Annotated in this window: 17 protein-coding genes; 9 read left to right on the top strand and 8 right to left on the bottom strand. The window is 51.7% G+C overall.

All coding sequences use genetic code 11. The annotated features are described in order from the left end of the window. Positions 1 to 5: 5 nt before the first annotated feature. Entirely contained in the window at positions 6 to 1,625 is a 1,620-nt protein-coding gene (locus tag PsAD26_RS11560) for an alkaline phosphatase family protein (protein ID WP_063310544.1), read from the bottom strand. A gap of 181 nt (positions 1,626 to 1,806) precedes the next feature. Between PsAD26_RS11560 and PsAD26_RS11555 the strand changes: the two genes are divergently transcribed. Continuing rightward, a complete protein-coding gene (locus PsAD26_RS11555; RefSeq protein ID WP_063310543.1) occupies positions 1,807 to 2,706 on the top strand; it encodes an alpha/beta fold hydrolase in 900 nt (299 codons plus the stop codon). A gap of 159 nt (positions 2,707 to 2,865) precedes the next feature. Here PsAD26_RS11555 and PsAD26_RS11550 read toward each other — a convergent pair whose 3' ends face one another. Continuing rightward, positions 2,866 to 3,327, bottom strand: a complete 462-nt coding sequence (locus tag PsAD26_RS11550; RefSeq protein WP_208985643.1) for an SRPBCC domain-containing protein — start codon at positions 3,325 to 3,327, stop codon at positions 2,866 to 2,868. Then, positions 3,311 to 3,661, bottom strand: a complete 351-nt coding sequence (locus PsAD26_RS11545) for a metalloregulator ArsR/SmtB family transcription factor (RefSeq protein ID WP_063310541.1) — start codon at positions 3,659 to 3,661, stop codon at positions 3,311 to 3,313. The genes PsAD26_RS11550 and PsAD26_RS11545 overlap by 17 nt, the downstream gene beginning before the upstream one ends. Positions 3,662 to 4,077: 416 nt before the next feature. Here PsAD26_RS11545 and PsAD26_RS11540 point away from each other — a divergent pair, with 416 nt between their 5' ends. Both PsAD26_RS11540 and PsAD26_RS11535 read left to right on the top strand, forming a co-directional pair. Beyond that, positions 4,078 to 4,968, top strand: coding sequence for a DMT family transporter (locus PsAD26_RS11540; RefSeq protein WP_063310540.1), 891 nt, complete (start codon positions 4,078 to 4,080; stop codon positions 4,966 to 4,968). An 83-nt stretch (positions 4,969 to 5,051) separates the two neighbouring features. Further along, a complete protein-coding gene (locus tag PsAD26_RS11535) occupies positions 5,052 to 5,786 on the top strand; it encodes an MBL fold metallo-hydrolase (RefSeq protein ID WP_063310539.1) in 735 nt (244 codons plus the stop codon). On the opposite strand, the gene PsAD26_RS11530 is transcribed toward PsAD26_RS11535, so the two are convergent. The 5 genes from PsAD26_RS11530 to PsAD26_RS11510 all read right to left on the bottom strand — a co-directional run bounded on the left by PsAD26_RS11530 (position 5,783) and on the right by PsAD26_RS11510 (position 13,632). Beyond that, positions 5,783 to 7,471, bottom strand: a complete 1,689-nt coding sequence (locus tag PsAD26_RS11530; RefSeq protein WP_063310538.1) for an EAL domain-containing protein — start codon at positions 7,469 to 7,471, stop codon at positions 5,783 to 5,785. The genes PsAD26_RS11535 and PsAD26_RS11530 overlap by 4 nt on opposite strands. 434 nt (positions 7,472 to 7,905) lie before the next feature. Further along, positions 7,906 to 8,976, bottom strand: a complete 1,071-nt coding sequence (locus PsAD26_RS11525; protein WP_063310537.1) for a Gfo/Idh/MocA family oxidoreductase — start codon at positions 8,974 to 8,976, stop codon at positions 7,906 to 7,908. After that, positions 8,976 to 9,758 carry a ThuA domain-containing protein gene (locus PsAD26_RS11520; RefSeq protein ID WP_063310536.1) on the bottom strand — a complete coding sequence of 261 codons (783 nt, stop codon included), beginning with the start codon at positions 9,756 to 9,758 and terminating at the stop codon, positions 8,976 to 8,978. Before PsAD26_RS11520 ends, PsAD26_RS11525 begins: the two co-directional genes overlap by 1 nt. 326 nt (positions 9,759 to 10,084) lie before the next feature. Further along, entirely contained in the window at positions 10,085 to 12,592 is a 2,508-nt protein-coding gene (locus tag PsAD26_RS11515; RefSeq protein WP_063310535.1) for a glycoside hydrolase family 95 protein, read from the bottom strand. Positions 12,593 to 12,603: 11 nt separating this feature from the next. Continuing rightward, a complete protein-coding gene (locus tag PsAD26_RS11510; protein WP_063310534.1) occupies positions 12,604 to 13,632 on the bottom strand; it encodes a LacI family DNA-binding transcriptional regulator in 1,029 nt (342 codons plus the stop codon). A 393-nt stretch (positions 13,633 to 14,025) separates the two neighbouring features. Between PsAD26_RS11510 and PsAD26_RS11505 the strand changes: the two genes are divergently transcribed. The 6 genes from PsAD26_RS11505 to PsAD26_RS11480 all read left to right on the top strand — a co-directional run bounded on the left by PsAD26_RS11505 (position 14,026) and on the right by PsAD26_RS11480 (position 22,636). Next, positions 14,026 to 15,981 carry an ABC transporter substrate-binding protein gene (locus tag PsAD26_RS11505; protein WP_063310533.1) on the top strand — a complete coding sequence of 652 codons (1,956 nt, stop codon included), beginning with the start codon at positions 14,026 to 14,028 and terminating at the stop codon, positions 15,979 to 15,981. Between the two features lie 72 nt (positions 15,982 to 16,053). After that, positions 16,054 to 17,058, top strand: coding sequence for an ABC transporter permease (locus tag PsAD26_RS11500; protein WP_063310532.1), 1,005 nt, complete (start codon positions 16,054 to 16,056; stop codon positions 17,056 to 17,058). Further along, complete coding sequence (locus PsAD26_RS11495; RefSeq protein ID WP_063310531.1) at positions 17,058 to 18,182, top strand: ABC transporter permease; 1,125 nt, start codon at positions 17,058 to 17,060, stop codon at positions 18,180 to 18,182. Before PsAD26_RS11500 ends, PsAD26_RS11495 begins: the two co-directional genes overlap by 1 nt. Positions 18,183 to 18,193: 11 nt before the next feature. Continuing rightward, complete coding sequence (locus tag PsAD26_RS11490) at positions 18,194 to 20,296, top strand: ABC transporter ATP-binding protein (RefSeq protein WP_063310530.1); 2,103 nt, start codon at positions 18,194 to 18,196, stop codon at positions 20,294 to 20,296. Between the two features lie 5 nt (positions 20,297 to 20,301). Then, positions 20,302 to 21,363 carry a LacI family DNA-binding transcriptional regulator gene (locus PsAD26_RS11485; RefSeq protein WP_063310529.1) on the top strand — a complete coding sequence of 354 codons (1,062 nt, stop codon included), beginning with the start codon at positions 20,302 to 20,304 and terminating at the stop codon, positions 21,361 to 21,363. 43 nt (positions 21,364 to 21,406) lie between these two features. Beyond that, positions 21,407 to 22,636 (top strand): HAD family hydrolase, encoded by a 1,230-nt coding sequence (locus PsAD26_RS11480; RefSeq protein ID WP_063310693.1) that lies wholly within the window; start codon positions 21,407 to 21,409, stop codon positions 22,634 to 22,636. The last annotated feature ends 39 nt before the right edge of the window (positions 22,637 to 22,675 follow it).

The following is a 22,675-nucleotide window of genomic DNA, read 5'->3' as shown; positions in this document are numbered from 1 at the left end:
TGCGATCAGAGGAGGCCTTGCTCGCGCCTGGCCTCTTCCAGTTCCTCCTCATCAGTATAGCCGATGAGAATACCCGCCTGAAGCTCCTTGCTTGCGTTCGCCATGATTTGCTCGTCTGTCATCGTAATGCGGGTGTGGTGCTTCCGATACCAGGCAAACAACGCCTCGCTCATACGCTCCCGTTCTGCAGCGAATGAGGGATCAGCGCCAAGGTCATTCAACTCTTGTGGGTCTTCTTCAAGATCAAAGAGCATGGGGCGGAAACCTTCTGCATGGATGAACTTCCAGCGTTTGTCCATGATCATCGCAAGGCGGCAATCTGCGACCGGCAGCCCAAGGTCCATCCGCGCATTGCGCATGGAATAGTCGTATTCACTGATCGCAAACTCACGCCACTGAATAGGTTCGATAGTTTCTAGCAAAGGTAGGAGTGAGCGGCCTTCCAACACGTTCGGTTTTGGAGTGCCACCACAGAACTCAACAAATGTTGGCGCCAGATCGATTGCTTCGACCAGCTCATCGCTGACAGTACCTCGAGTGGTATCAGCCTCTGCTCTTGGATCAACAACGATCAGCGGAATTTTGACGGATGGTTCGTGGAAGAGCTCCTTCTCGCCCATCCAATGATCCCCCAAGTAATCCCCATGGTCGGAGGTGAACACTATCATGGTGGTGTCTGTCAGGCCCTTTTCGTCGAGAAACGCCATGAGCTTACCGATTTCATCGTCGATCTGTTTGATCAGGCCCATGTAAGCAGGAATGACTTTGGCTCGCGTTTCATCATTGGAGAACGCCTTGGAAACGCGCTCACCCATAAAGGCTTCAAACACAGGATGAGGATTTTGCTTCTCGTCATCTGAGCGAACGACAGGCAGAACATCATCTGCTCCATACATGTCATGGTAGGGGGCAGGGACGATATAGGGCCAGTGTGGCTTGATGAGTGAAAGATGCACACACCATGGCTCATCACCGGCAACTGCAACAAAGTCTTTGAACCGCTGGATCATGTAAGGTGTTTCGGCATGTTCAGCCTGAACCCGGGCCGGTTTGTCAGCGTGACCAAGCAACCAGCCGGAGAGAATTTCACCGTCTTCGCCCTCAGCGGAGTTTGCCCATTGCTCCCATTGGTTAGGGCCCTGGTATCCTTTGGCCTGGAGGTAACTGTCGTATTGCGGATTTGGAGAGTAGGACCCGTCGGGGTGAAGACCGTCATCTCGCTCAAACACTTCAAACCCGCATTCCGCAACGCGGGCGCCTATGAAGCTTTCCGGAGGGATGCCGAGGCGAGCCATGCCGTCAGAATCAGCACGCATATGGGTCTTACCGACCAACACGTTGCGAACGCCGATGTCTTGCAAATGATCCCCGAGTATCGGCTCTCCGACACGAAGCGGAATGCCATTCCATGTGCTTCCATGGGACCGCACATAACGCCCTGTATAGAAACTCATGCGAGACGGGCCACAAATAGGAGATTGAACATAAGCGCGGTTAAACCGAACGCCCCGTTCCGCAAGCTTGTCGATATGTGGAGTGTGCAGGTGCGGGTGACCGTAACAGCTCAGATAATCAAACCGTAATTGATCACACATGATCCAGAGCACATTGCGCCCGTTAGACATTTCAAACACCTCCCCCGTTTGCTGTGGTCATACTCCCTTATTTGTCGCGGGATTAGCAAGAGGAACTCGGTGTTTTACCTGACCTAAATGGCCTTGAGATTTTCAATCATTGCTGAGTAAATTTTGCTGGTTATACTATTGCGTGTTTTTTGATTTAATGATTTTGGGGGAGATTGTTGAAATGTATTTGGCGAAGAAATTTATTGCATCAAGTGTCGGGATACTTGGCTTAATCAACTTGTCTATGATGCAAACCGCAGGTGCTGAAGAACGTGTTGTTTCCATTCCTGTCGATAACCAGAGTGTGGTCGGTACCTTGGAGACTGCAGCACAAGAAACCGCACCACTCGCAATTTTGCTGCATGGTTTTACCGGAACGCGTGACGAGCTGCCGGTGAAGGAAACAGAAGAAGGTGTCTTCTCTCGCATGGCACGCTTGCTGGCCGGAAGCGGTGTTTCATCGCTGCGTATTGATTTTCGAGGCTCAGGCGAAAATGATGGAGAGTGGGAGGATACAACATTCTCCGGGCAGATTAAGGATGCCGTCACAACCATTGACTGGGTACGTGCCCAAGAGCAATTCAAAGGCACTAAGATTGCGTTGATTGGATGGAGCCAGGGTGGACTTGTTGCCAGCCATGCGGCTGCTGCACGACCAGATGTCGACACCGTTGTATTGATGGCGCCAGCGACCAATCCGTTGGTAACTTTTACTGGTCTCTTCGGGATGGAATTGGTGAACAAAGCCATGGCTGCTGATCCCGAGACGCCGATCACTGGACGCTTGCCATGGGGTGTCGAGACCACACTGAAAGCTAAGTTCTATCAAGAGATGCCTTTCACCAGTCCATTGGCAGCAGTGGCGCACTACGACGGGCCATTACTTGTGATGATGGGTCTTAAGGATGCCCTGATCACACCACAGCCAGCAATTGGTGAGGCGTGGGTGGCTTATCATGATGGTGAAGAAAAACTCGTCGTGCTCGATACTGATCATGTTTGGAGTGCGTTTGAAGGTCCGCAGATGATTGATGAACACGTCGTTCCGGCTATCTTAGAATGGTTTGACGTGCAGCTTTAAAGCAGAACTCGGTCAGCCGCTTACAATAGGCAGCTGACCGCCACTGAAGAACTTTCAGTATAATTTTGCCGGTGTTCCACTAAGTTTTGCGCTGTAATGCTTCCTTACGCATTGATTTTCGTGAGCCAGATGACAGCAGACGTGGCCTGGGACGGTTTCTTAAGCTTCGACGAAACGTTGCAGGTCGTTGAAGCTACTGCTCCAGCCCTGGTCGTGGTTTTTAGTCTGCTCGGGGTCGGCGAATACTCTTTGTACCATGGTCATCCGCGTGCCATTCTCGATAGCTTCGAAGGTCACCTCAACGTCAGTCTCGTGCCCGCGGACGCCGTCATTGGTCCAGCCCCATGTGAAGCAGAGCCGACTGGGACGGTCCAGAACCTTGTAGATGCCCGAAACCGTATAAGCTCCGCCTTCCTTGGAGGACGTCATGGTGGTTTTCCATTTGCCACCGGTGCGCACATCCATTTCGCATTCCGGGGTGGTCATGCCTTCAGGGCCCCACCACTGCACGAGCATCTCTGGATTCGTCCAGGCATCAAAGACTTTTTCGGGAGAAGCTTTGAAGTCCCGTGTGATGCGCAGTGTGGTTTCTTCCTGTGTCATGCTATCGGCTACCGTCATTGTCGTCCCCTTGCTGATTGTCGAGTAACGTTTCCAATCGGTCGAAACTGGTGTTCCAGAAGGCTCGGTAACGCTCTATCCATTGATGCAGGTCTGCAAAACGTTCTTTCTTCAATGCACACACCCTCCATTGCTTTTCGACGCGTCGTTCGATGAGGCCAGCGCTTTCGAGCAGCTTAAGATGCCGGGATATGGCCGGAGCAGACATCTTGAAGGGTTCAGCCAGTTGTCCGACTGGCAAGTCTCCTTCATTGAGAAGTCGCTCAACAATGGCAAACCTCGTCGGGTCGGCTAAAGCTCCAAAAACTTCCGGAAAGTTGGTTTGTGTATTCATTTCACCATCTCTTTAATTAAGATAATTGTTAAATGAAGAGATGGAGTGCGTCAACCTTTGTTCTTGATTCATTTTTCGCGGATTTGCGCGTGGTAGAGAGGGAAAGGGGTCTACGGGAGCTCTTAGCGAAGAAAGTTGCTCACAGGCTGAGTAATTTACAAATATATCTACGCGTCATTTTGGCAATAAATAGTAACAATTAATGCGCAAAAAATAGATCTGCCAAACGCTGTAATTTCTTCAACATTCAGAAGCAGAAACTCATAGAAAACCATGAAGAACTGCGATAGGTGGCAATCTATTCCTTGGTGTTTGGGCATGAGTTTCAGCACCTTCCCTCAAAATCAAATGATGTGTCGCCCGCTGGCCAATTTCCGCGGGCACTACGGCACACTTCCGGAATACGCAGGCCAGTTATGAGTGAGATGGTTTCGCAAGCCCCAGCTCAGGGGAACGTTAAATTTGGCATCCTCTGGATGGTAGCAGCCATGTTTATGTTCGTGATTGTTGACAGTGTAGGCAAGTATTTGTCTCTGTCATATCCAGTGCTGCAGGTGGTCTGGGGGCGGATGTTTTTCCATCTGCTGTTCATGCTGGTCTTCTTGGCGCCTCGCGTAAAAACAATGATCGCCCCCAACAACGGGTCAGTGGTTTATCTGCGTGCAATTCTTGTTTTGGTTATGACAATCGGCTCGGTTGCAGCTGCTCAACTGATCCCCGTTGCAACACTCCACGCTATTGCGCTGCTCTCTCCTATGATGGTGACGGCCATGTCTGTTCCAATTCTGGGCGAGCAGGTTGGAATGCGGCGTTGGGCTTCCATTCTCGTGGCGTTCATTGGAGCGCTGTTGATTGTGAAGCCGGGTGCTGGTGTTCTTGATCTTGGTGCGCTGATCGCTGTGGCAACAATTGTGGTTTATTCCGCAGGTCATATCGTGGCGCGGTACGCGAGCAAGTTTGATAATCCGTCCACTGTGCTGTTTCATACTGCTCTGCTGGGTGCTGTGGTCACCTCTCTCTTCACGCCATTTTTCTGGCAGGCGCCTGATTTGGAAGGCTGGGCTCTGCTGGCATTGATTGGGGCGGTTTCTGGTTTTGGGCATTACGCCATTGTGAAAGCGTTTTCCTTTGGGGAGGCTTCAACTATCGCACCCTTCAGTTACAGCAGCCTTATTTGGGCGATGCTGATTGGCTTGATGTTCTTTGGCGAGTTTCCTGATGGGCTGACACTTGTTGGTGCCGCCGTCATCTTTGGATCGGCCATTTATATGTGGCACCGGGAAAAAGTCTTGGGACGAGCTGCATAGATCAACCATCAGCTTCTGCATAATGCTTTGATTGTTAAAACTCTCTGCTTTAAAACTGGGGGATCACTGCGAGGGGGAACATTATGCATGTGAAAATGCTTGGTTGTGGCGATGCGTACGATCCGCAAAAAACGAACTCATCTTTGCTGATCTCAGAAGGTGAGTTCAAGCTGCTCATCGATTGCGGTCCAACCGTGCCACAGGCATTGTTTGCAAATGGTATGACGGCTGAAGACATCAGCTGCATTTACATCTCGCATTGCCATCCTGACCATTGCCTTGGTTTAACAACGCTGCTCAATTACATGAAGTCGTTCAAGCGTTCGAAGCCGTTGACCATCTTTCGTCAGGCCTCTCAGCATCAGGCTTTGTATCGCCTCATGGAGTTTGCGTACTGGCCGGAAAAAGACCTTGGCTTTGACCTTCACTGGCAAGATTCTGAGGATTTGGCAGTGGTTGGCCCATGGAATGCAAATACCACCGCAAGCAATCACTCAGTGCCAAACCGCAGCTTGCAGCTGAAGGGGGAAGCTGTAACGCTGTTTTACTCAGGCGATGGCCTGTTGTCTCCAGAAGGACAGCAACTAGCTGCGCAGGCAGATCTCGCCTTTATCGAGTGCGAGTACATGACTGCAGCAAACGGGCATGGGTCTTGGGCAGATGTAAAAGACTTGCCGCGAAAAGCAGGCAGTCGCTGGGTGCTGTACCACATTGATGATGCGTCCAGGCCTGCTGTAGCTGAAGCCATCAAGGATTACTCGGAGTTTTCTCTGGGTGAAGATGGTCGTGAGTTTGAGCTCTCGAAGCTGAAGGCTTAGGCGACGGCCTGAGCCTTTCCAAGCCAGTCAGCTGCAAAGATTTTTGCCGTCAGTGGCTTGGCGAAATGATAGCCTTGTGCATAGCAGCATTTGATATCTTTGAGCAGATCAACTTGCGTCAGGTTCTCTACGCCTTCTGCAATAACCTTCAGGTCGAGCAGGCTGGCCATTGCGGTGATCGCTTCAACAATATCTCGTGTGGCCTGATCTGCTTCCATTTTCTGCACAAAACTATGGTCAATCTTGAGCTTGTCCAGCTTTTGCGTGCGCAGTTGCCAAAGCGCAGAGTGGCCGGTGCCAAAGTCATCAATGGCAATGATCATGCCTGCATTGGCAAGCGCATCCAGGTTGGCTTGAGTATGGCCTGCTTCATTGATGAATGCGGATTCACTCAGCTCGATCTCGTAGATTTCTGGTGGGACTTCAAGGCTCTGCAATAGGGCGAGGATTTCGACCACGCGATTTGGCTTTGCCAGCTCTCGCTCTGAAAGGTTGATCGCGATGCGGCCAGAAAACTCAAACCCTTCAGCAACCCACCGACGGTATTGGCAGGCTGTCTCGCGGAAGAGCCAGTCTGAGATATCGTCGATCATGTTCTGACATTCGGCAATTGGAATGAACTCAGAAGGCGAGATCGGACCAAGGTCTGGGTCTTCCCAACGCATCAAAGCTTCAACGCCGTAAAGCTTGTCGTTTTTCAACTCTACAATTGGCTGGTATTTGAGGCGCAGGTTGCCTTCCTCAATCGCAGTTGTGAGCTTTTCGGAAATTAGTACCTTGCGTACGACGGCCTCTTCCATCTGGCAGGTGTAGAAGCTGAAGCCGAGATTGTTGTATTTGGAATGGTACATGGCAATGTCGGCTTGCTTGAGCATGGTGCCGCTGGAGGCACCTGCCAGCTGGCTTACAGCCACGCCGATACTTGCAGATAAAATTGGAGATTGCTCGCCCAGATCAATTGGGGCGACCATTGCTGTTTCCAGACGATGAACAGTCATTTCCGCTTCTGCGTTGGACGTATCTCGCAGCAGAATAACAAACTCGTCGCCGCCAAGACGGGAGAGCAGGGCATTCTCGGGCAATACGCTCTCAAAGCGCTTTGCAGCTTGCACAAGAAACTGATCGCCGGCGTCATGCCCCAGTGTATCATTGATCTCTTTAAAGCGATCCAGATCCATATAAATGACAGCGCATTGATTTGAACCATCTTTGGTTGTCGCGACAGCTCTTTCCAATTCTTGCAGAAAATGCGCGCGGTTTGGCAGTCCAGTCAAAGCATCCGTGTAAGCGAGCTTGGAAAGTTCCTCTTCGCTTTCCTTTTTGGCCGTGATGTCTTTTTTGATCGCCAGATAGTACTTCTTGTTCGCGTTGCCGCCTTGCCACTCAACCGGAGAGATCTTGGAATGCTCAACGTATTCGGAGCCATCCTTGCGACGGTTTATGAACTCACCTTCCCACGGCTTGCCATCACCCAAAGTGGTCCAGAGATGATCAAAGGTTTCTGGAGGTGTCTTGCCGGAGCGCAGAAAGTCCAGGTTACGGCCAACAGCGTATTCTGCTGAGTATCCGGTTGCTTTTTCAAACTGAGAGTTCACATAAACAATTGTACCTTCATGATCTGCAACCATGATGGTTTCAGAACATTGCTCTACTGCAACTGACAGAAGCTCAGGAGGTACAGACACAAGATCCTCGGCTAGACTCGAAATAAAATTGCATGCACTGAATAATTAAACTCAAAGATAATCGCAATGCTTCACTGCAGATAATTAAGGGAAAGATTTAGTTATAATTGTCTTTAATGTTTCGTTTAGGAATAATGAAATCTAAACGCAGAAGTATATGTAAGTATTGGTGTGTATTTATATTATAAATTTTATTTATGTGTCAGTACTGCTTACCGCACTTTTGCGCAACATCAAGTCTTATAGAGCACTTGGATTGAAATAGAATTTGCATTCAACATCGTGTCGATGCCTCTTTGAGAATTTGGAAAAGAATATTTACCACTACATTTATAAATAGAGCTTTAGTTCTAATTATTATCCATATGTTTCACAGAGTATACAAGGGTAGATTGTAGATCAAAAAAGGAGAGCATTTGCTCTCCTTTTGTTGATTATGCGTCCTGCAGCTGTGCGGTTATCGGGATATCCCGACGCCCACCAGCCGTGCTGCTTTCAACGGCGAGGTCAAGCACTTGCTGAAGATTCGCTGCATGGCGAAAGGTTGGGTGGCCATTCACACCAGATTGCACGGCCTCTGCAAACTTGCGGTAGTTGTTTGGCGTTGGTGTGAGCTCAATCTGCTCCCATTTTGCTCTCTCAAGGTTTGGACCGGAACAAACGAACAGTTCACCCAGACCACCTGTGTTGGTGACCTTGATGCCGCCTTTTGTGCCGTGAACCTGAAGATGCAGGTCGTTCATATGGCCAGAGGCAAAACGGCTGGCATGAACAACACCCACTGCGCCTGATGTGGTTTCGGCCATCATGGTGAAGCTGTCATTGGCATCCAGCTTGTACTCTCCAATCTGATTGCCCGGTGCTTTATCAAAGGTCTTCAGGTGACAAGAGATAGACTGGTACGGCGCGCCAATCGCAAACCCGGCAAAGTCGAGAATGTGAATGCCAACGTCTCCCAAAACACCCAATGACCCGTGCGCTTCAGATAGGCGCCAAAGCCATTTTTCTTCCTTGTCCCAATGCCCCCATGCAGGCTGTGTCAGCCAACTTTGCAGGTAAGAGGCTTCGAAATGGCGGATTTCCCCAATTTCACCGGCTGCAATCAGTTCATGAGCTTTTTGCAACGCGGACACGTCGCGATAAGACAGGTTGACCATGTTGATCAGGCCGGCGGTTTCGGCTGCTGTCGCCATTTCGTCAGCATCGGCAAAATTGCTTGCCAATGGCTTTTCGCAGAAGACGTGCTTGCCACCTGCCAGTAGTGGCATTGTGGTTGGGTGGTGGACAGCATCTGGCGTGACGTTTGCCACGGCATCAAACTCGCCCCACGCAAGAGCGTCTTCCAGTGAGGTGAAGCGTTTAGCGATGTTATGTTCATCGCAGAAGGCAGTCAGGCGTTCTTCATTGCGATCAACGCCGCCAACGATCTCAACACCGTCAATTTCACCAAACTTGTTGGCATGGCTATTTGCCATGCCTCCGGTTCCTACAATAACGAGACGCATCAACGAAACCCTTCCTCACCTGCTTCATGAAGGCGTGGCCCGCGTTCTTCAATTTTCTCTGGTGCTTCATCTACTGGCACATTCGGTGCCGCGTTCGGGTCTGCCACACGTGGTTGCGGATTGTAGGCCCACCTTACGCCGTTGGCGATAACGCGCTGTACGGTTTCATTGTGGTATGTCGGGTATGTCTCATGTCCTGGGCGGAAATAGAAGATGTTGCCCGCGCCGCGCTTGTAAGTCAGACCGGAACGGAAGACTTCCCCGCCCTGGAACCAGCTGATGAAGACAGTTTCAAGAGGCTCCGGCACACCAAATGGCTCGCCATACATTTCTTCGTTTTCAAGCTCAAAGCTGTCTGGAATGCCAGCAGTGATTGGGTGGTTGCGGGATGTAACCCAAAGACGCTCACGCTCGCCAGCTTCGCGCCATGTCAGGTTACAAGGTGCACCCATCAGGCGCTTGAACGGTTTTGCAAAGTGCGCAGAGTGTAGGAAGATCATGCCCATGCCAGACCAGACACGTTCACATACACGTTCAACGATTTCGTCGGAAACGTCTCCGTGCGCTGCGTGGCCCCACCAGATCAGAACATCTGTGTCTGCAAGACGTTCTTCGGTTAGGCCGTGCTCTGGTTCTTGCAAAGTTGCAGAGGTTGCAGAAATTTCTGGATCATTGTTCAAAGCAGCAGCAATGTGATTGTGCATCCCATCAGGATAGATGTCGGCAACAACTTTGTTCTTTTGCTCATGGACGTTTTCGCCCCAGACAATGGTCTTAATCATTGGCGTATTCCGATAGATGTGGAGTGTCTTGCCTGAGGACCAGACAAAACGGAGATATGGAAAGGGCCTTCCCCATTGCGAGAAAGACTGCGGACTTGTTCATTTTTTTAGGTGCGATGCTATCGCGTCTTGGGACCGCAGAACGCGGTTGACTTCAACTCTGCTTCAACCTTGGTATGAAATGCCAATGAAATATCAAGAAATTCACCGAAACATTTGTTGCAGTGCAACCGATTTACTGCGAACTGTAGAATCCGTCTAAGTAACGCAAAGTTCTCACTCGAATTCTACAATTAGTTATCTCATTTTCTAGCAGATTTTACGGACTAGGAGGCCAGTAAGGCCTCGTCAAAGGCCAGTGCCAACGTTTCTCCCGCGATAGTTTTTTGTGTCGCCACATAAAGTTGTAGGGTCTGATCAAAGGTTGACCCCTTAAAAGAGGCCTTACAAAGCACAGTCAGATCACCCCCACGATGGCTGGTGATTTGGGCCAGAGTTGGTTTGTTATCTTCCCAGATAAGATCGACCTCGAAACCGCCACGGCCACGCAGACCGCGAACTTCCCCTTTCGGCCACACGCTTGGCAAAGCAGGCAAGAGTTCAATGCCGTTGTGGGTCGTGTTCATCAGCATTTCGGCAACACCACGCGTGTAACCAAAGTTGCCGTCGATCTGAAATGGCGGATGAGCGATCATGAGGTTGCCATAAAGGCCGCCATCTTCACTCTTCGGTGCTTCATTCTCCACGCGGTTGAACATGTTATGGATGATCTTGTAGGCATGATCTCCATCACCAACACGGGCCCAGAGGCAGATCTTCCAGCCCATACTCCAGCCGGTTGCCAGATCTCCGCGGATCTCAAGGGAGCGGACGGAAGCTCTCAGCAACTCTGGTGTGTCTTTACCGATCTGGTCACAAGGGAACAAGCCATAGAGGTGAGACAAGTGGCGGTGTGTTGGTAGGAATTCTTTGAAATCCTGAGACCATTCCTGCACCTGACCTTGAGCACCTATCTGGTAAGGTAGCAACCGGGCAGCCTTCGTCTCCAGAGTTTCTGCAAGAACTTCATCTAGTCCCAGAAGTCGGGCCGCTGCAGCGGTATTGCTGAAGGTCTCGCGGATGATCGCGCAGTCCATGGTACTACCCTGATCGACTGTGATGACATGGCCATCTTCGTCGAGATATCGGTTCTCCGGACTGGTGCTGACTTTGGGTACCAGGTAGCCATCCTTGTTCTCGCAGAGCCACCACTCGTAAAACGCAGCGGCCGATTTCATCAGCGGATAAGCGCGGTTCTTAAGGAACTCTGTGTCGCCAGTGTAAAGAAAGTGCTCCCACATATGAGAGAGCAACCATCCCGCTGCCATGGGCCAGAACGCGGAGGCTGGGTCACAAGGGGAGGGCACACTATCACGCCAGATGGTGGTGTTGTGGAACGCGCACCATCCGGGAGCATTAAACATTGTTTTGGCAGTACGAGCTCCTGAGACTGCCAGTTCCTCAATAAGCATGAAGAGCGGTTCGTGTAGTTCGGAAAGTCCTGTGATTTCAGCTGGCCAGTAGTTCATCTCCAGATTGATGTTCATCGTGTAATTGGAGGACCACTGAGGGCGGCGCAGGTTGTTCCAGACGCCTTGCAGGTTCGGTGGCTGACTGCCAGCGCGAGATGATGCGATCAACAAATAGCGGCCATACTGGAACTGCAACGCGGCGAGCGCTGGATCGCCTTTGTCCTGAAATTGCTCCAACCGCGTGCTGGCCGGCAAGTTCGGAACGTTGCCATTGCCTAGTTTCAGCGATACGCGATCAAACAGCTTCAACACATCATCTGTGTGCTTTTTCAGCATATTCTCATAAGTAACAAAACCAGCTGCTTCCAAGGTAACTCTGACGACCGGTGCAGGATTTTTTCCTTCGCGGCTTGGACTTTTGTCTGGCCCGTTGAAGCTTGTTGCCATGGCAATGCGAAGGGTAACAGCTGTCGCGCCTTCAACATTCAGTTCACCGCGTTCCGGGCGAATATTCCCGCCCTCTAACTCAACAGCAAGGCCTGCTTCAAAGTACGTGCCTTCTCCCAAGCCATCTTCGCTATAAACGATACCGCCGCGATGTCGGTCCTGCTCATTCTCGGCAAAGGGTCTAAGTTTGCCATCGGTGCCAAAGATCTCAGGGTTTCGGTACTGCTCTTGATCATGCTCGATGCGCTCAATCACACGGCTGCTGGTAAAGGCTGGTGCTTGTCCGCGAAGGTGCAGACGGGTGTTTTCAGCTTCAAGCGTTGCGCGGCATGTTGGGTGCGGGCTGTCGTAACGCAGAGTGAAGGAGAGTGTGCCCGGCTTGTCGGTTATCAGGCGAACGACAATGACATTATCCGGATAGCTGGCAAAGCTGGTGCGCTCGTACTTCACACCGGCTTGCTCATAACTCTCATGATGTAATGAGTGACGGATATCCAGTGCCCGGTGATAGTTGGATACTTCGCCTTGGTCTGCCATCGTGATGAACACATTGCCGACCGGTTGGTAAGCTTGACCTTGTCGCCCTGTCCAATTCTTGCGCACGAACTCTTGCGCCTCAAAGAGTTTTCCGTCTCTCAAAAGCTTTTCAGCATGGTCAATTTGATCCGCAATTTCTGGAACGGGGTAAATACGCGTTGGTTCACCCGAATAAAGCGTATCTTCGTTGAGGTGAATGCGGGCGTTTAACGGGTTGCCATAGACCATTGCGCCGAGGTGACCATTTCCGAGTGGCAAGGCCTCGTTCCAGTGAGCGGCGGATGTATCGTACCAGAGCGTATGAGCGGGATCGGCATTTGGAAAGAAATCTGTAATCATTATGAAATGTCCTAGGAAGTACGGGCGGGTCCGGAGCTGTCTCGAACCTTCAAAATGTTGGAAATGGAAATGGAGCGAGGTGGGGTTGTGGGGTCTTCAATGGCGGAAAGCAGCAGTTTTCCTGTCGCTTCGCCGAGGGCATCAATGTGTTGGGAAACCGTAGTCAGACGGGGATGCATGGAGGAAGCGACATAGCTGTCGTCATATCCAATAATCGAAAGGTCTGAGGGGACGGAGAGGTTCATCTCCTGCGCTGCATGAAGAGCCCCGGCAGCGAGCAGGTCTGTTGTCCCGAAGATGGCCGTGATGCCGGGTGAAGTCTTTAGCAGAGAACGCGTGGCTTCAAATCCAAAGGCGACCTGATCTTTCGCATTGTCCCGTCTGATGTGAAGCTCAACGGGCTCTGGAAACTTTGCAACTGCGCGCTGAACGGCTGCCAGGCGCAAGTCATGCGGGCCTTCCGTATGCCACGGTTCAAACGGCAACAACATGCCGATGGAGCGGTGACCCAACTCAAGCAGATGCTGAATGGCGATGTGCCCACCCTGCACATTGTTGAGGTTGGCGTGAAACTGCAACGGATCGACGGGATAACTTTCCACCAGAACGCAGGCCACATTCGCTTTTTCAAGACGATGGATAAGAGAAGGGATGTGCGAGGTATCCTTAAATGGTCGCAGCAGAATACCGCCAACGCGCATGTCAAGCAGAAACTCAATCTGCTCCTTTTCCATTGCCCGCTCACCGTAGGTGTTGCTCATGATCGTGGTGAAGCCATGATTGAAGAGCGTGTCTTCGGCAGCATCTGCGAAAATTGAACTGAAGTGTGTGCTGTGATCAGTCTGAAGAATGCCGACGATGCGGGTTTCTTTTTGCCGCAAACTGCTGGCCAGCTTGTTGGGCCGATAATCCAACTCAAGGATGGCTTGCTGAACTTTTTCTCGGGTTTTGGCATTCACTGGGCCGGTGTTGTTGACGACCCGCGACACCGTGGCCGTGGATACGCCTGCTACCTCAGCTACACGACGAATATCTGTCATGCCAAAAAAGTCCTCGCGAAAATATATTATTATGTAACACTCATAAGAGCGTGGGAGCGGGTCTCTATGAATCAGAGTTTCATAAAACAGTCATGTAAAAATACGACCAAAAACATGTAAACGTTACACTTTGATGTTTCATGGCTGTGATTTATGGGTTTATACTAATTTTCGGGGCGTAACAAGTGAAATTGAAACTCACAACTGTTGCAATTCTGCGAATAATATAGATCACCTAGGGGTGTCGGTATGGGAGGAGACCTGCTGGCAAGCTTCAATATAAGACGCCGATTCGTCATATGAGTGTCATGTGTGGAAGCAAAAAAGTGAAAAGGATTACAGTGATTCCAATTGCTGGTAGTCTTTACACAAAGCTTGCGGAGGAATTTTGCAATGAGTTTGAAACGTAGTCGGCAAATGGTTTTCGGCGGAGCAGTGAGCGCGCTGGCCCTTGTGGCAGCCACAGCAGCAGCTTCTGCCAATCAATGTTCAGCATATAATCAGGCCCCACTTCTGGACCAGATGTCGGGTCTGCCAACTGTTGCCGAGCGCTTGCCGGTTAATCCACTCGTTGTTGACGGGATTGAGGGCATTGGCACCTATGGCGGTGAGATGACCGACGTTTATGCCGGTTCGCGTATCGGTGATTACCGTCGTTACGGATACGACCCACTTGTACGCTGGAGCCCGGATGGCTCTGAGGTCCTGCCCAACATCGCTGAGAGCTGGGACATCTCTGCGGATGCGACCACCTACACCTTCAAATTGCGCGAAGGCCTGAAATGGTCTGACGGCAAGCCGTTTTCTGCCAAGGACATTCAGTTCTGGTGGGACCACATTGAAACCAACCGCGAGATCAACCCGAAGGGGCCTCGCAAGATGTTCATCGTCAATGGCGAAGAAGCGAAGGTTGAAGCGCTGGACGACACAACAGTGCGGTTCTCCTGGAGCCAGCCAAACGGTGTCTTCATGCTGGATATGGCATCCCCGTATGGCCAGCGCGTAGTTCAGTTTGCTGAGCACTACGTTAAAGACTTCATGAAAGACCTGAATCCCGACGGCGTTGCCAAGATGATGGCAGATGCGGGTGAGGCTGACTTTGGTAAATGGTGGTTGGGCCGTATCGGCACTTACGGCAAAAACGCCGAGCACAATGATCCAAATCGCCCAACCATGCTCGCATGGCGTCCGATGGAAGCGGTTCTTGGCAAAGAGCGGTTCACCTTTGAGCGAAACCCGTATTACTGGAAAGTCGACAGCTCCTGTAACCAGCTGCCTTACATCGATAAACGCACATGGGTTCTGGCGAAAGATCCGGAAGTTGCGCTGCTGAAAACCGTACAGGGCGAGATCGACATCTCTCCGCGCAACATTTCAACGCCGCCAAACCGCTCTGTTTTCTTCGATAATAAAGAGCGCGGAGGCTACCGCCTCGTGACAGCAAACAGCTGTAACTACAACAATGCGCAGTTCATGTTTGCCATGAACCACCCTGACCCGGTCAAGGCGCAGGTGTTCCAGAGCAAAGACTTCCGTATTGGTCTGTCACTTGCCATGGACCGCGACCTGATCATTGATGCAGTGTATCTCGGGCAGGGGGAGCCATATCAGGTCAGCCCGCGTCCTGAATCGCCGTATTACAATGATCAGTTGGCGCGCCAGTATACTGAGTTCGATCCTGATCTGGCCGCAGAACATCTCGATAAAATCCTACCGATGGGGCCAGATGGCAAGCGTGTCGGTCCTGATGGCAAGCCATTCAAGTTCATTGTTCATGTGAACGAAGGCTTCCGCCCGGACTGGGTGGATATGATGCAGATCATCGCGAAAGACTGGCAGGAGCAGGGTCTTGAGGTTGTGGTGAGCGTGGCCAGTGATGAGATCCACATGGCAACACTGGGTCGTGCTGACAAAGAGATCACCATTTGGGTGGGTGAAAATGGCTGCGGCCAGTTCCCACTGGTGAACCTTGAGCGCCTGACCAACTTCAAAGAGCATGGCAACTGGGAAGGCTGGGATGCATGGCATGACCTGAAAAAGGATGCCAACGCAACCGTTCGTGAGGGCGTTGTACCAACCGAGCCGCCAGCAGGCGTGAAGCGCATGTACGAAATTACTGATCTGGTGCCAACCAAGGTGGGTGATGAGCAAACGGCGCTGATGGAAGAGTTCATGCAGCTTTCTGCAGACAACTTCCTGTCCATGGGCATTGCGTTGCCGGGCGGTGGCTTCCGCTCCATCAGCAACAAGCTGCGTAATGTGCCTGACACGCTGTTGGAAGGCTGGCTGTATCCGGGGCCTGCACCTGTGAACTTCTCCAGCTTCTACATCAATCCTTCCAAGAAGTAATCGATCGCCTGAACCAAACTGCCCCTCCTCGCGTGGAGGGGCAGAGCCTTGCAACTAGGATAACTGCTTTAAATGGGAATGTTTGTTGTCAAACGGGTCCTGTTGATGATCCCAACCTTGCTCGCGATTTCGCTCGTCGCGTTTTTGGTGATCACGCTGCCACCCGGAGACTATATTGACCGATTGGTTTTGGAAGCATCGCTGGATGGAGATTACATCACCGCTGCTGAAGCCGAAGGTCTGCGGAAAATATATGGATTGGATAAATCTGTTCTGGCCCAATACTTCGATTGGATCTGGAAAATGGTTGTCCATGGAGATCTTGGACGCTCTTTTAGCTATGAGCTGCCAGTTGAAGAGTTAATCTGGGACCGTTTGGGTATGACGACTCTACTCTCGCTGTGCTCTATGGTCTTCATTTGGACTGTTGCCATTCCCGTTGGTATTTTCTCCGCTGTTCGCAAATATTCCCTTGGCGATTATGTCGCCACCTTCCTCGGTTTTATCGGCCTTGCTGTACCAAACTTTCTGCTGGCGCTGGTGCTGATGTATGTGTCTTTCCGCTATTTTGGCCAAAATGTCGGCGGGCTGTTCTCTCCGGATTACGTCAACGCACCGTGGTCCTTAGCCCGTGTCGGTGACCTAATGGCTCATATCTGGATTCCTATGATCGTTTTAGGGACTGCAGGCACTGCAAGCGTGATCCGTACGATCCGCGCGAACCTTTTGGATGAGTTACACCGTCCTTATGTGGTCACCGCCCGCGCCAAAGGCATGCCGGAACATTGGGTGCTCACCAAGTATCCGGTTCGTCATGCGTTGAACCCATTCGTTTCCAGCCTCAACGAGCTGTTTGTGCAGATCGTGTCTGGCTCCACCATTGTTTCCATCGTGCTTGGTTTGCAAACCACGGGTCCGCTGCTGTTTGATGCTTTGCGTCAGGAAGATATGTATCTGGCAGCTGCCCTAATCATGTTCCTCAGTTTCCTGACTGTGATTGGAACGTTGTTTTCTGACATTCTACTCGCCTGGCTTGATCCGCGTATCCGCCGTCAGTTCAACAATGGGGGGCTATGATGAGCGCTACTGATTTCGCTGGAGCACCAACAAGTTCGCGCGCGTATGAGGGCCAGTGGCGCCTGATGTGGCGCCGGTTCCGCAAACATAAACTCGGCATGCTGGGTGGTATTATCACGCTGCTGATCTATCTGATCGCTGTGTTCGTGGAGTTCCTTGCACCTCATGATCCAAATGACTTTAGCGTGCGCAACACCTACGCACCGCCGCAGAGTATTCACTGGTTGCTGGAGACAAAAGAAGGCACAGTCTTCCAACCTCATGTGCTGGGGTACCGCTCCAAAATTGATTACAACTCAGGTCGCCGCACATTTGTTGAGGACCCGCGCCGTGTGGTGAAACTGGGCTTTTTCGTCAAAGGCAAACCTTACAAGCTGTTTGGCTTTATTCCCGCTGAGCGTCGCCTGTTTGGTCCGGTCAAGAAACGTGATCGCATGTTCTTGCTGGGAGCAGACCGTCTTGGCCGCGATGTGCTGAGCCGCACCATCCATGGGACCCGTGTTTCAATGACCATTGGTCTGGTTGGCGTTGCCCTCAGCCTCGTACTGGGGGTGCTCATCGGCGGGCTTTCCGGTTACTTTGGTGGTTGGGTGGATACAGTCACGCAGCGTGTTGTTGAGTTCCTCCAATCTTTGCCAAGTATTCCGCTCTGGATTGGTCTGGCTGCCGCTATTCCGCCAGATACGCCGCCTTTGCAGACTTATCTGCTGATCACGGTCATTTTGTCGATCATTGGTTGGACAGGGCTGGCCCGCGTGGTGCGAGGTAAGTTTATCTCCCTCAAATCAGAGGACTTTGTAAAAGCCGCTCGTTTGGACGGATGTTCTGTTCCGCGCGTTCTGGTAGGCCATATGGTGCCAAGTTTCATCAGCCATATCATTGCGGTGGTGACACTTGCCATTCCAGGCATGATTGTTGCTGAAACCTCTCTGTCCTTCTTGGGTATTGGCTTGCGCCAACCCGTAGTCAGCTGGGGTGTTCTTCTACAGGAAGCACAAAACATCCATTCCATTGCCAATGCCCCATGGCTGTTTTGGCCGGGTGTGATGGTCGTGATTGCAGTGCTTGCACTCAACTTCTTTGGTGACGGCTTGCGTGATGCTGCCGACCCTTATTCCAAGTGAGGATCGAAACCATGAAACCCATGATTAACGTCACGGATCTCAGCGTTTCCTTCTCAGGAGATGATGGGAAGGTAACCGCACTGGACAACATCAGTTTTTCCATTCCCGAAGGAAAAACGGTGTGTCTGGTGGGGGAATCCGGCTGCGGCAAGTCCGTCACCGCAAAGGCCTTACTGCGTATTCTGGACAATCACGCAGCCATTGAAAGTGGCAGGATCGACTACACACAGATGTCTGGTGAGCCGTTAAATCTAGCGGAGGGACCAGCTAAAGCCAAACACATTCGCGCCATTCAGGGCAATGAGATCTCAATGATCTATCAGGAGCCGATGACCTCGCTGTCTCCGCTCTACACCATTGGCAACCAGATTGTGGAAGTGCTGCGCTGGCATACGAACCTGAGCAACGATGAACCCAAATTTCAGGCAATTGAGATGCTGCGGCTCGTGGGCATTCCTTCTGCTGCAGATCGGTTTGACAGCTACACCTTTGAACTGTCCGGCGGTATGCGTCAGCGTGCCATGATTGCTATGGCGCTAATTTGTAACCCGCGCCTTCTCATTGCAGACGAGCCAACCACCGCGCTGGATGTAACCACGCAGGCAATCATTCTGGACCTGATGCGTGATCTACAAAAGACCCGCAACATGTCCATGCTGTTCATCACTCATGACCTGGGTGTGGTGGCAGATATCGCTGATGAAGTGGTCATCATGTATCTGGGCAATGTGGTGGAGCAGGGACCTGTTGAGCAGATTCTCACCAACCCGCAACACCCTTATACCAAAGGGCTTTTGGCCTCCCTGCCTCACACTGATGGCAAGCGTCGTGCGCGCCTCGATGCCATTCCGGGCGTCGTACCAAGCCTTCAGAACCGGCCCAAGGGCTGTCCATTTCAGGAGCGTTGTGACCACTTTGTCACCGGTCTTTGTAACGAAAAACTACCAGAGCTTACCGCGATCAGTGAGGTGCAAAGCGTCCGCTGTCACGGGTTTGGGGCACAGGCAGATCTTGTCCCACTACATGCGTCGACCTCCCAAGTTGATGACTGCCTGCATGTCCCAAACCCGGTAGACCGCACAGCTGCACCAATCCTTGAGCTACAGAACGTGAGCAAACACTTCCCGATCCGCTCAGGCTTCTTCAACCGTCAAACGGGAACAGTGCGCTCGCTGAATGATGTTTCACTCAACATCTGGCGCGGCGAAACCCTTGGTCTTGTTGGAGAATCTGGCTGCGGCAAGTCCACACTGGGCCAGACAATTATCGGCCTGCACAAGGCAACCACGGGCAAGGTGGTGTTCCGTCCAAACGAGGAAGACGTTGAGCTGACTGGCAAAACGGACAGTCAGTTGCGTCCATACTGGGCGGATATTCGGATGGTGTTTCAGGACCCGAACTCCTCACTCAACCCTCGCATGGCGGTTTATGATATCATCGCTGAAGTGCTGCGAGTTGGACAGGAACTGAAGAGCTCAAAGGACATTGAGCATCGTGTTCTTGAGGTGCTCGATAAAATTGGCTTCTCAAAAGAGTTCCTCAAACGTTACCCGCATGCCTTCAGCGGCGGACAACGCCAACGTATTGGTATTGCACGTGCTTTGGCGCCGTATCCGAAGGTGATTATTGCTGATGAAGCGGTTTCTGCGCTGGATGTCTCTGTGCAGGCGCAGATCCTCAACCTGCTGAAAGATCTGCAGGTTGAGCTGAATCTCACTTACCTATTCATCAGTCATGACTTGAGTGTTGTGGCGCATATCAGCGATCGCGTTGCTGTGATGTATGCGGGCCGGATTGTGGAACTGGCAGATACGGAGACGATCTTCAACACGCCAAGGCATCCTTATACAGAAGCGTTGATGAGTGCGATTCTGGAGCCAGTACCCAATGCCCACGGGGATGATACCCGCATCCGGCTGGAGGGCAATGTGCCGGACCCAACCAACTTGCCGAAGGGATGCCCGTTCGCGCCTAGATGTCGTTATTCTTCAGGTATTTGTGAGAGTTCTGATCCAGCGCTCGGTGAGATCAGCGCAGACCATATGCTTGCTTGCCATCATCCTGATGTGGTGCAAAATACGCCAGTGAACCAGCTCGAAGCGATGGCGGGGTAGCACTGATGGCAAGTATTCGGGATGTTGCAGAAAAGGCTGGGGTTTCAACGGCAACCGTCTCTCGTGTGTTGAACAAGGATGAGCGGGTGAAGGATGAAACCCGCGCAAAGATTCAGGCTGTCATTGATGAGTTGGGGTATCGCCCCAACCGATTGGCAACCGCTTTGCGCCGGCAGGATTCCAATTTGGTCGCGTTGTTCTTGGAGAACCAGAAATCCCCGTTCGCGACCATGCTTTATGCCTCCATTGAGAAGACGCTGCATGACGAAGGCTTCAAGGTTCTTTCCTGTTGCACACGGGGAGAAGCCGAGCGGGAGCGCAAGTACACTCAGACCATGATCGAGATGCAGGTGGCAGGTGCAATCGTTCGTCCGTCAAATTCCGCAGCAGAGACGCTGAAGAACGTTAAACGTTTGCAAGCTAACGATATTCCAACGGTCTACGTAGATATTTTACCTGGCCGCCGCTCAGAGTCCTTTGTGGTTTGCGATAATACTGAGGGGGGCCGGATTGGTATGCGGTACCTCGTTGCACTCGGGCATAAACATATTGGTGTGCTTGCGACCAAAGCCGACCATGATCCCCGCCGCGAGAGTGTTGGCAACTTGCGTATGCGCGGCATACTGGAAGTTGCCCGCGAGTATCAGATTGAAAAATCAGTCTACCTGCCTGAGCCCAATGAGCGAAAGCGGTATGACTTGGGGTATGCTACAGCCAATGAGATGCTGGACCAACATCCTGAAATAACCGCTCTTTTCGCCATTACGGATACCGCGGCCATTGGTGCGATGCATGCATGTTTTGATCGTGGCATGCGCGTGCCGGAGGACATCTCCATCCTCGGGTACGATGGTATCCCGATCAGCAGCATCACCTCGCCGCAACTCTCTACCATCCAGCAGCCGATTGCCGAGATGGGAGCGTCTGCAGCACGCTATATCATTGAAAAGATACGCAATCCTTCCAGTAAGCGTCTGCATGAAATCAAGCCGGTTGAGCTGAAACAGCGGCGTTCCGTTTCCCATCCCCGCAAGGGGGCTCTTCCTCTTTCTACAGGTGCTGCGTAAGGCGCCAACTTTCTTGCAGGACAAGAAGAACAAGGAGTTTCAATTGAACATTTCCGCAGCCCCTCTGTCTTTTTCTGAGGCAACATCGGCAGATATTGCAGAGCTGGTGAAGCAGCATGCGCCTGTTATCCGGTTTGATGACAAAGAACCTTTCCTCCCTTCGGCACTGGGATATACGCTCTATGATCAGGACGCTATATCCGTCTCAAGTGCCCATAAAATAAAGCTAAACGGCGCTGCACTTGCAATCGAATATGCTATCTGGTGGGACTGGGATATCCAACACCTGTATGAGCTGGAGCACATCTGGGTGTATCTCAGCGAAGCTGGTGAAGCGGTGCGTGTTGAAGGCAGTGCCCATGGCTGTGCTGGGGAATTGAGCACGTGGGATCATCAGGTGCCGCTGGAAGAAGGGCGGGTAACCCTTTGTTCTGAACCGGGAAAACACGCTTTTGCAGCGAGTTCTGAAGCGTTGCGGGCGAACTTTGCGGTGACTTGCATTTGCTGTGGTGATCGAGCGGGCTCTGGCACTATTTTGGTACCAGATATGTTTGCCAATGAACTTGCCGACCTGAAGCCTTATGACCACCATGTGGCGCGTAAGTATATGGAAACAAAAGCATTCAAGCCATCGTTCTACTTCGATCAAACCTTCGATCTGCGCTCAGTTGAAATGATGCCTTGGGAAGAGCTGAAGGCTTCAGTTCCGTCTCGGGTTCGCTCTGTTTTGGCGCAGCTGCGAAAAGAGGCGAAAGGCGTGAAGGCTGTGTTCCTCGACAGCGGGGATACTTTGATCGACGAAGGCTCTCAGATTTTTGTTGAGGGGGAATTAGTGCTCTCCGCAGAGCCGATCCCGGGCGGGGACAAGCTGGTGGACTGGCTCAAGGAGCGCGGCTACATGGTTGCACTGGTTGCAGATGGTCTGGTGGAGAGCTTCGAGAACGTCCATAAGGCTATGGATTTCTGGCATAAATTCGATGCACGGTCGATCTCTGAAGCCGTTGGTTGCCACAAGCCTGATCCGCGTATGTTTCTTGAGGCGGTTAAGCTGCTGGGACTGGAAGAAGCGGACCATGCAGGCTGTGTCATGGTGGGGAATAACCTTGAGCGCGATGTGGCAGGCGCCAACCGTTTAGGGATGACATCTGTCTGGATCAACTGGACACCGCGTTATCCGACAGAGCCAGCGAATGCGGATGAAGAACCGGATTACACAATTGGCCTTCCGCACCAGCTTCTGGATGTGCTTGAAGAGATCGATGCTAAGGCGTAAGCTGCTGTAGTAGAATAAGAAATTGTGAAAACGATGAAG

This window comes from Pseudovibrio sp. Ad26, assembly GCF_001623285.1.
GTDB lineage: Bacteria > Pseudomonadota > Alphaproteobacteria > Rhizobiales > Stappiaceae > Pseudovibrio > Pseudovibrio ascidiaceicola.
Note: the sequence above shows the minus strand (reverse complement) of the source record. Positions and strands in the feature narration are given on the sequence as shown.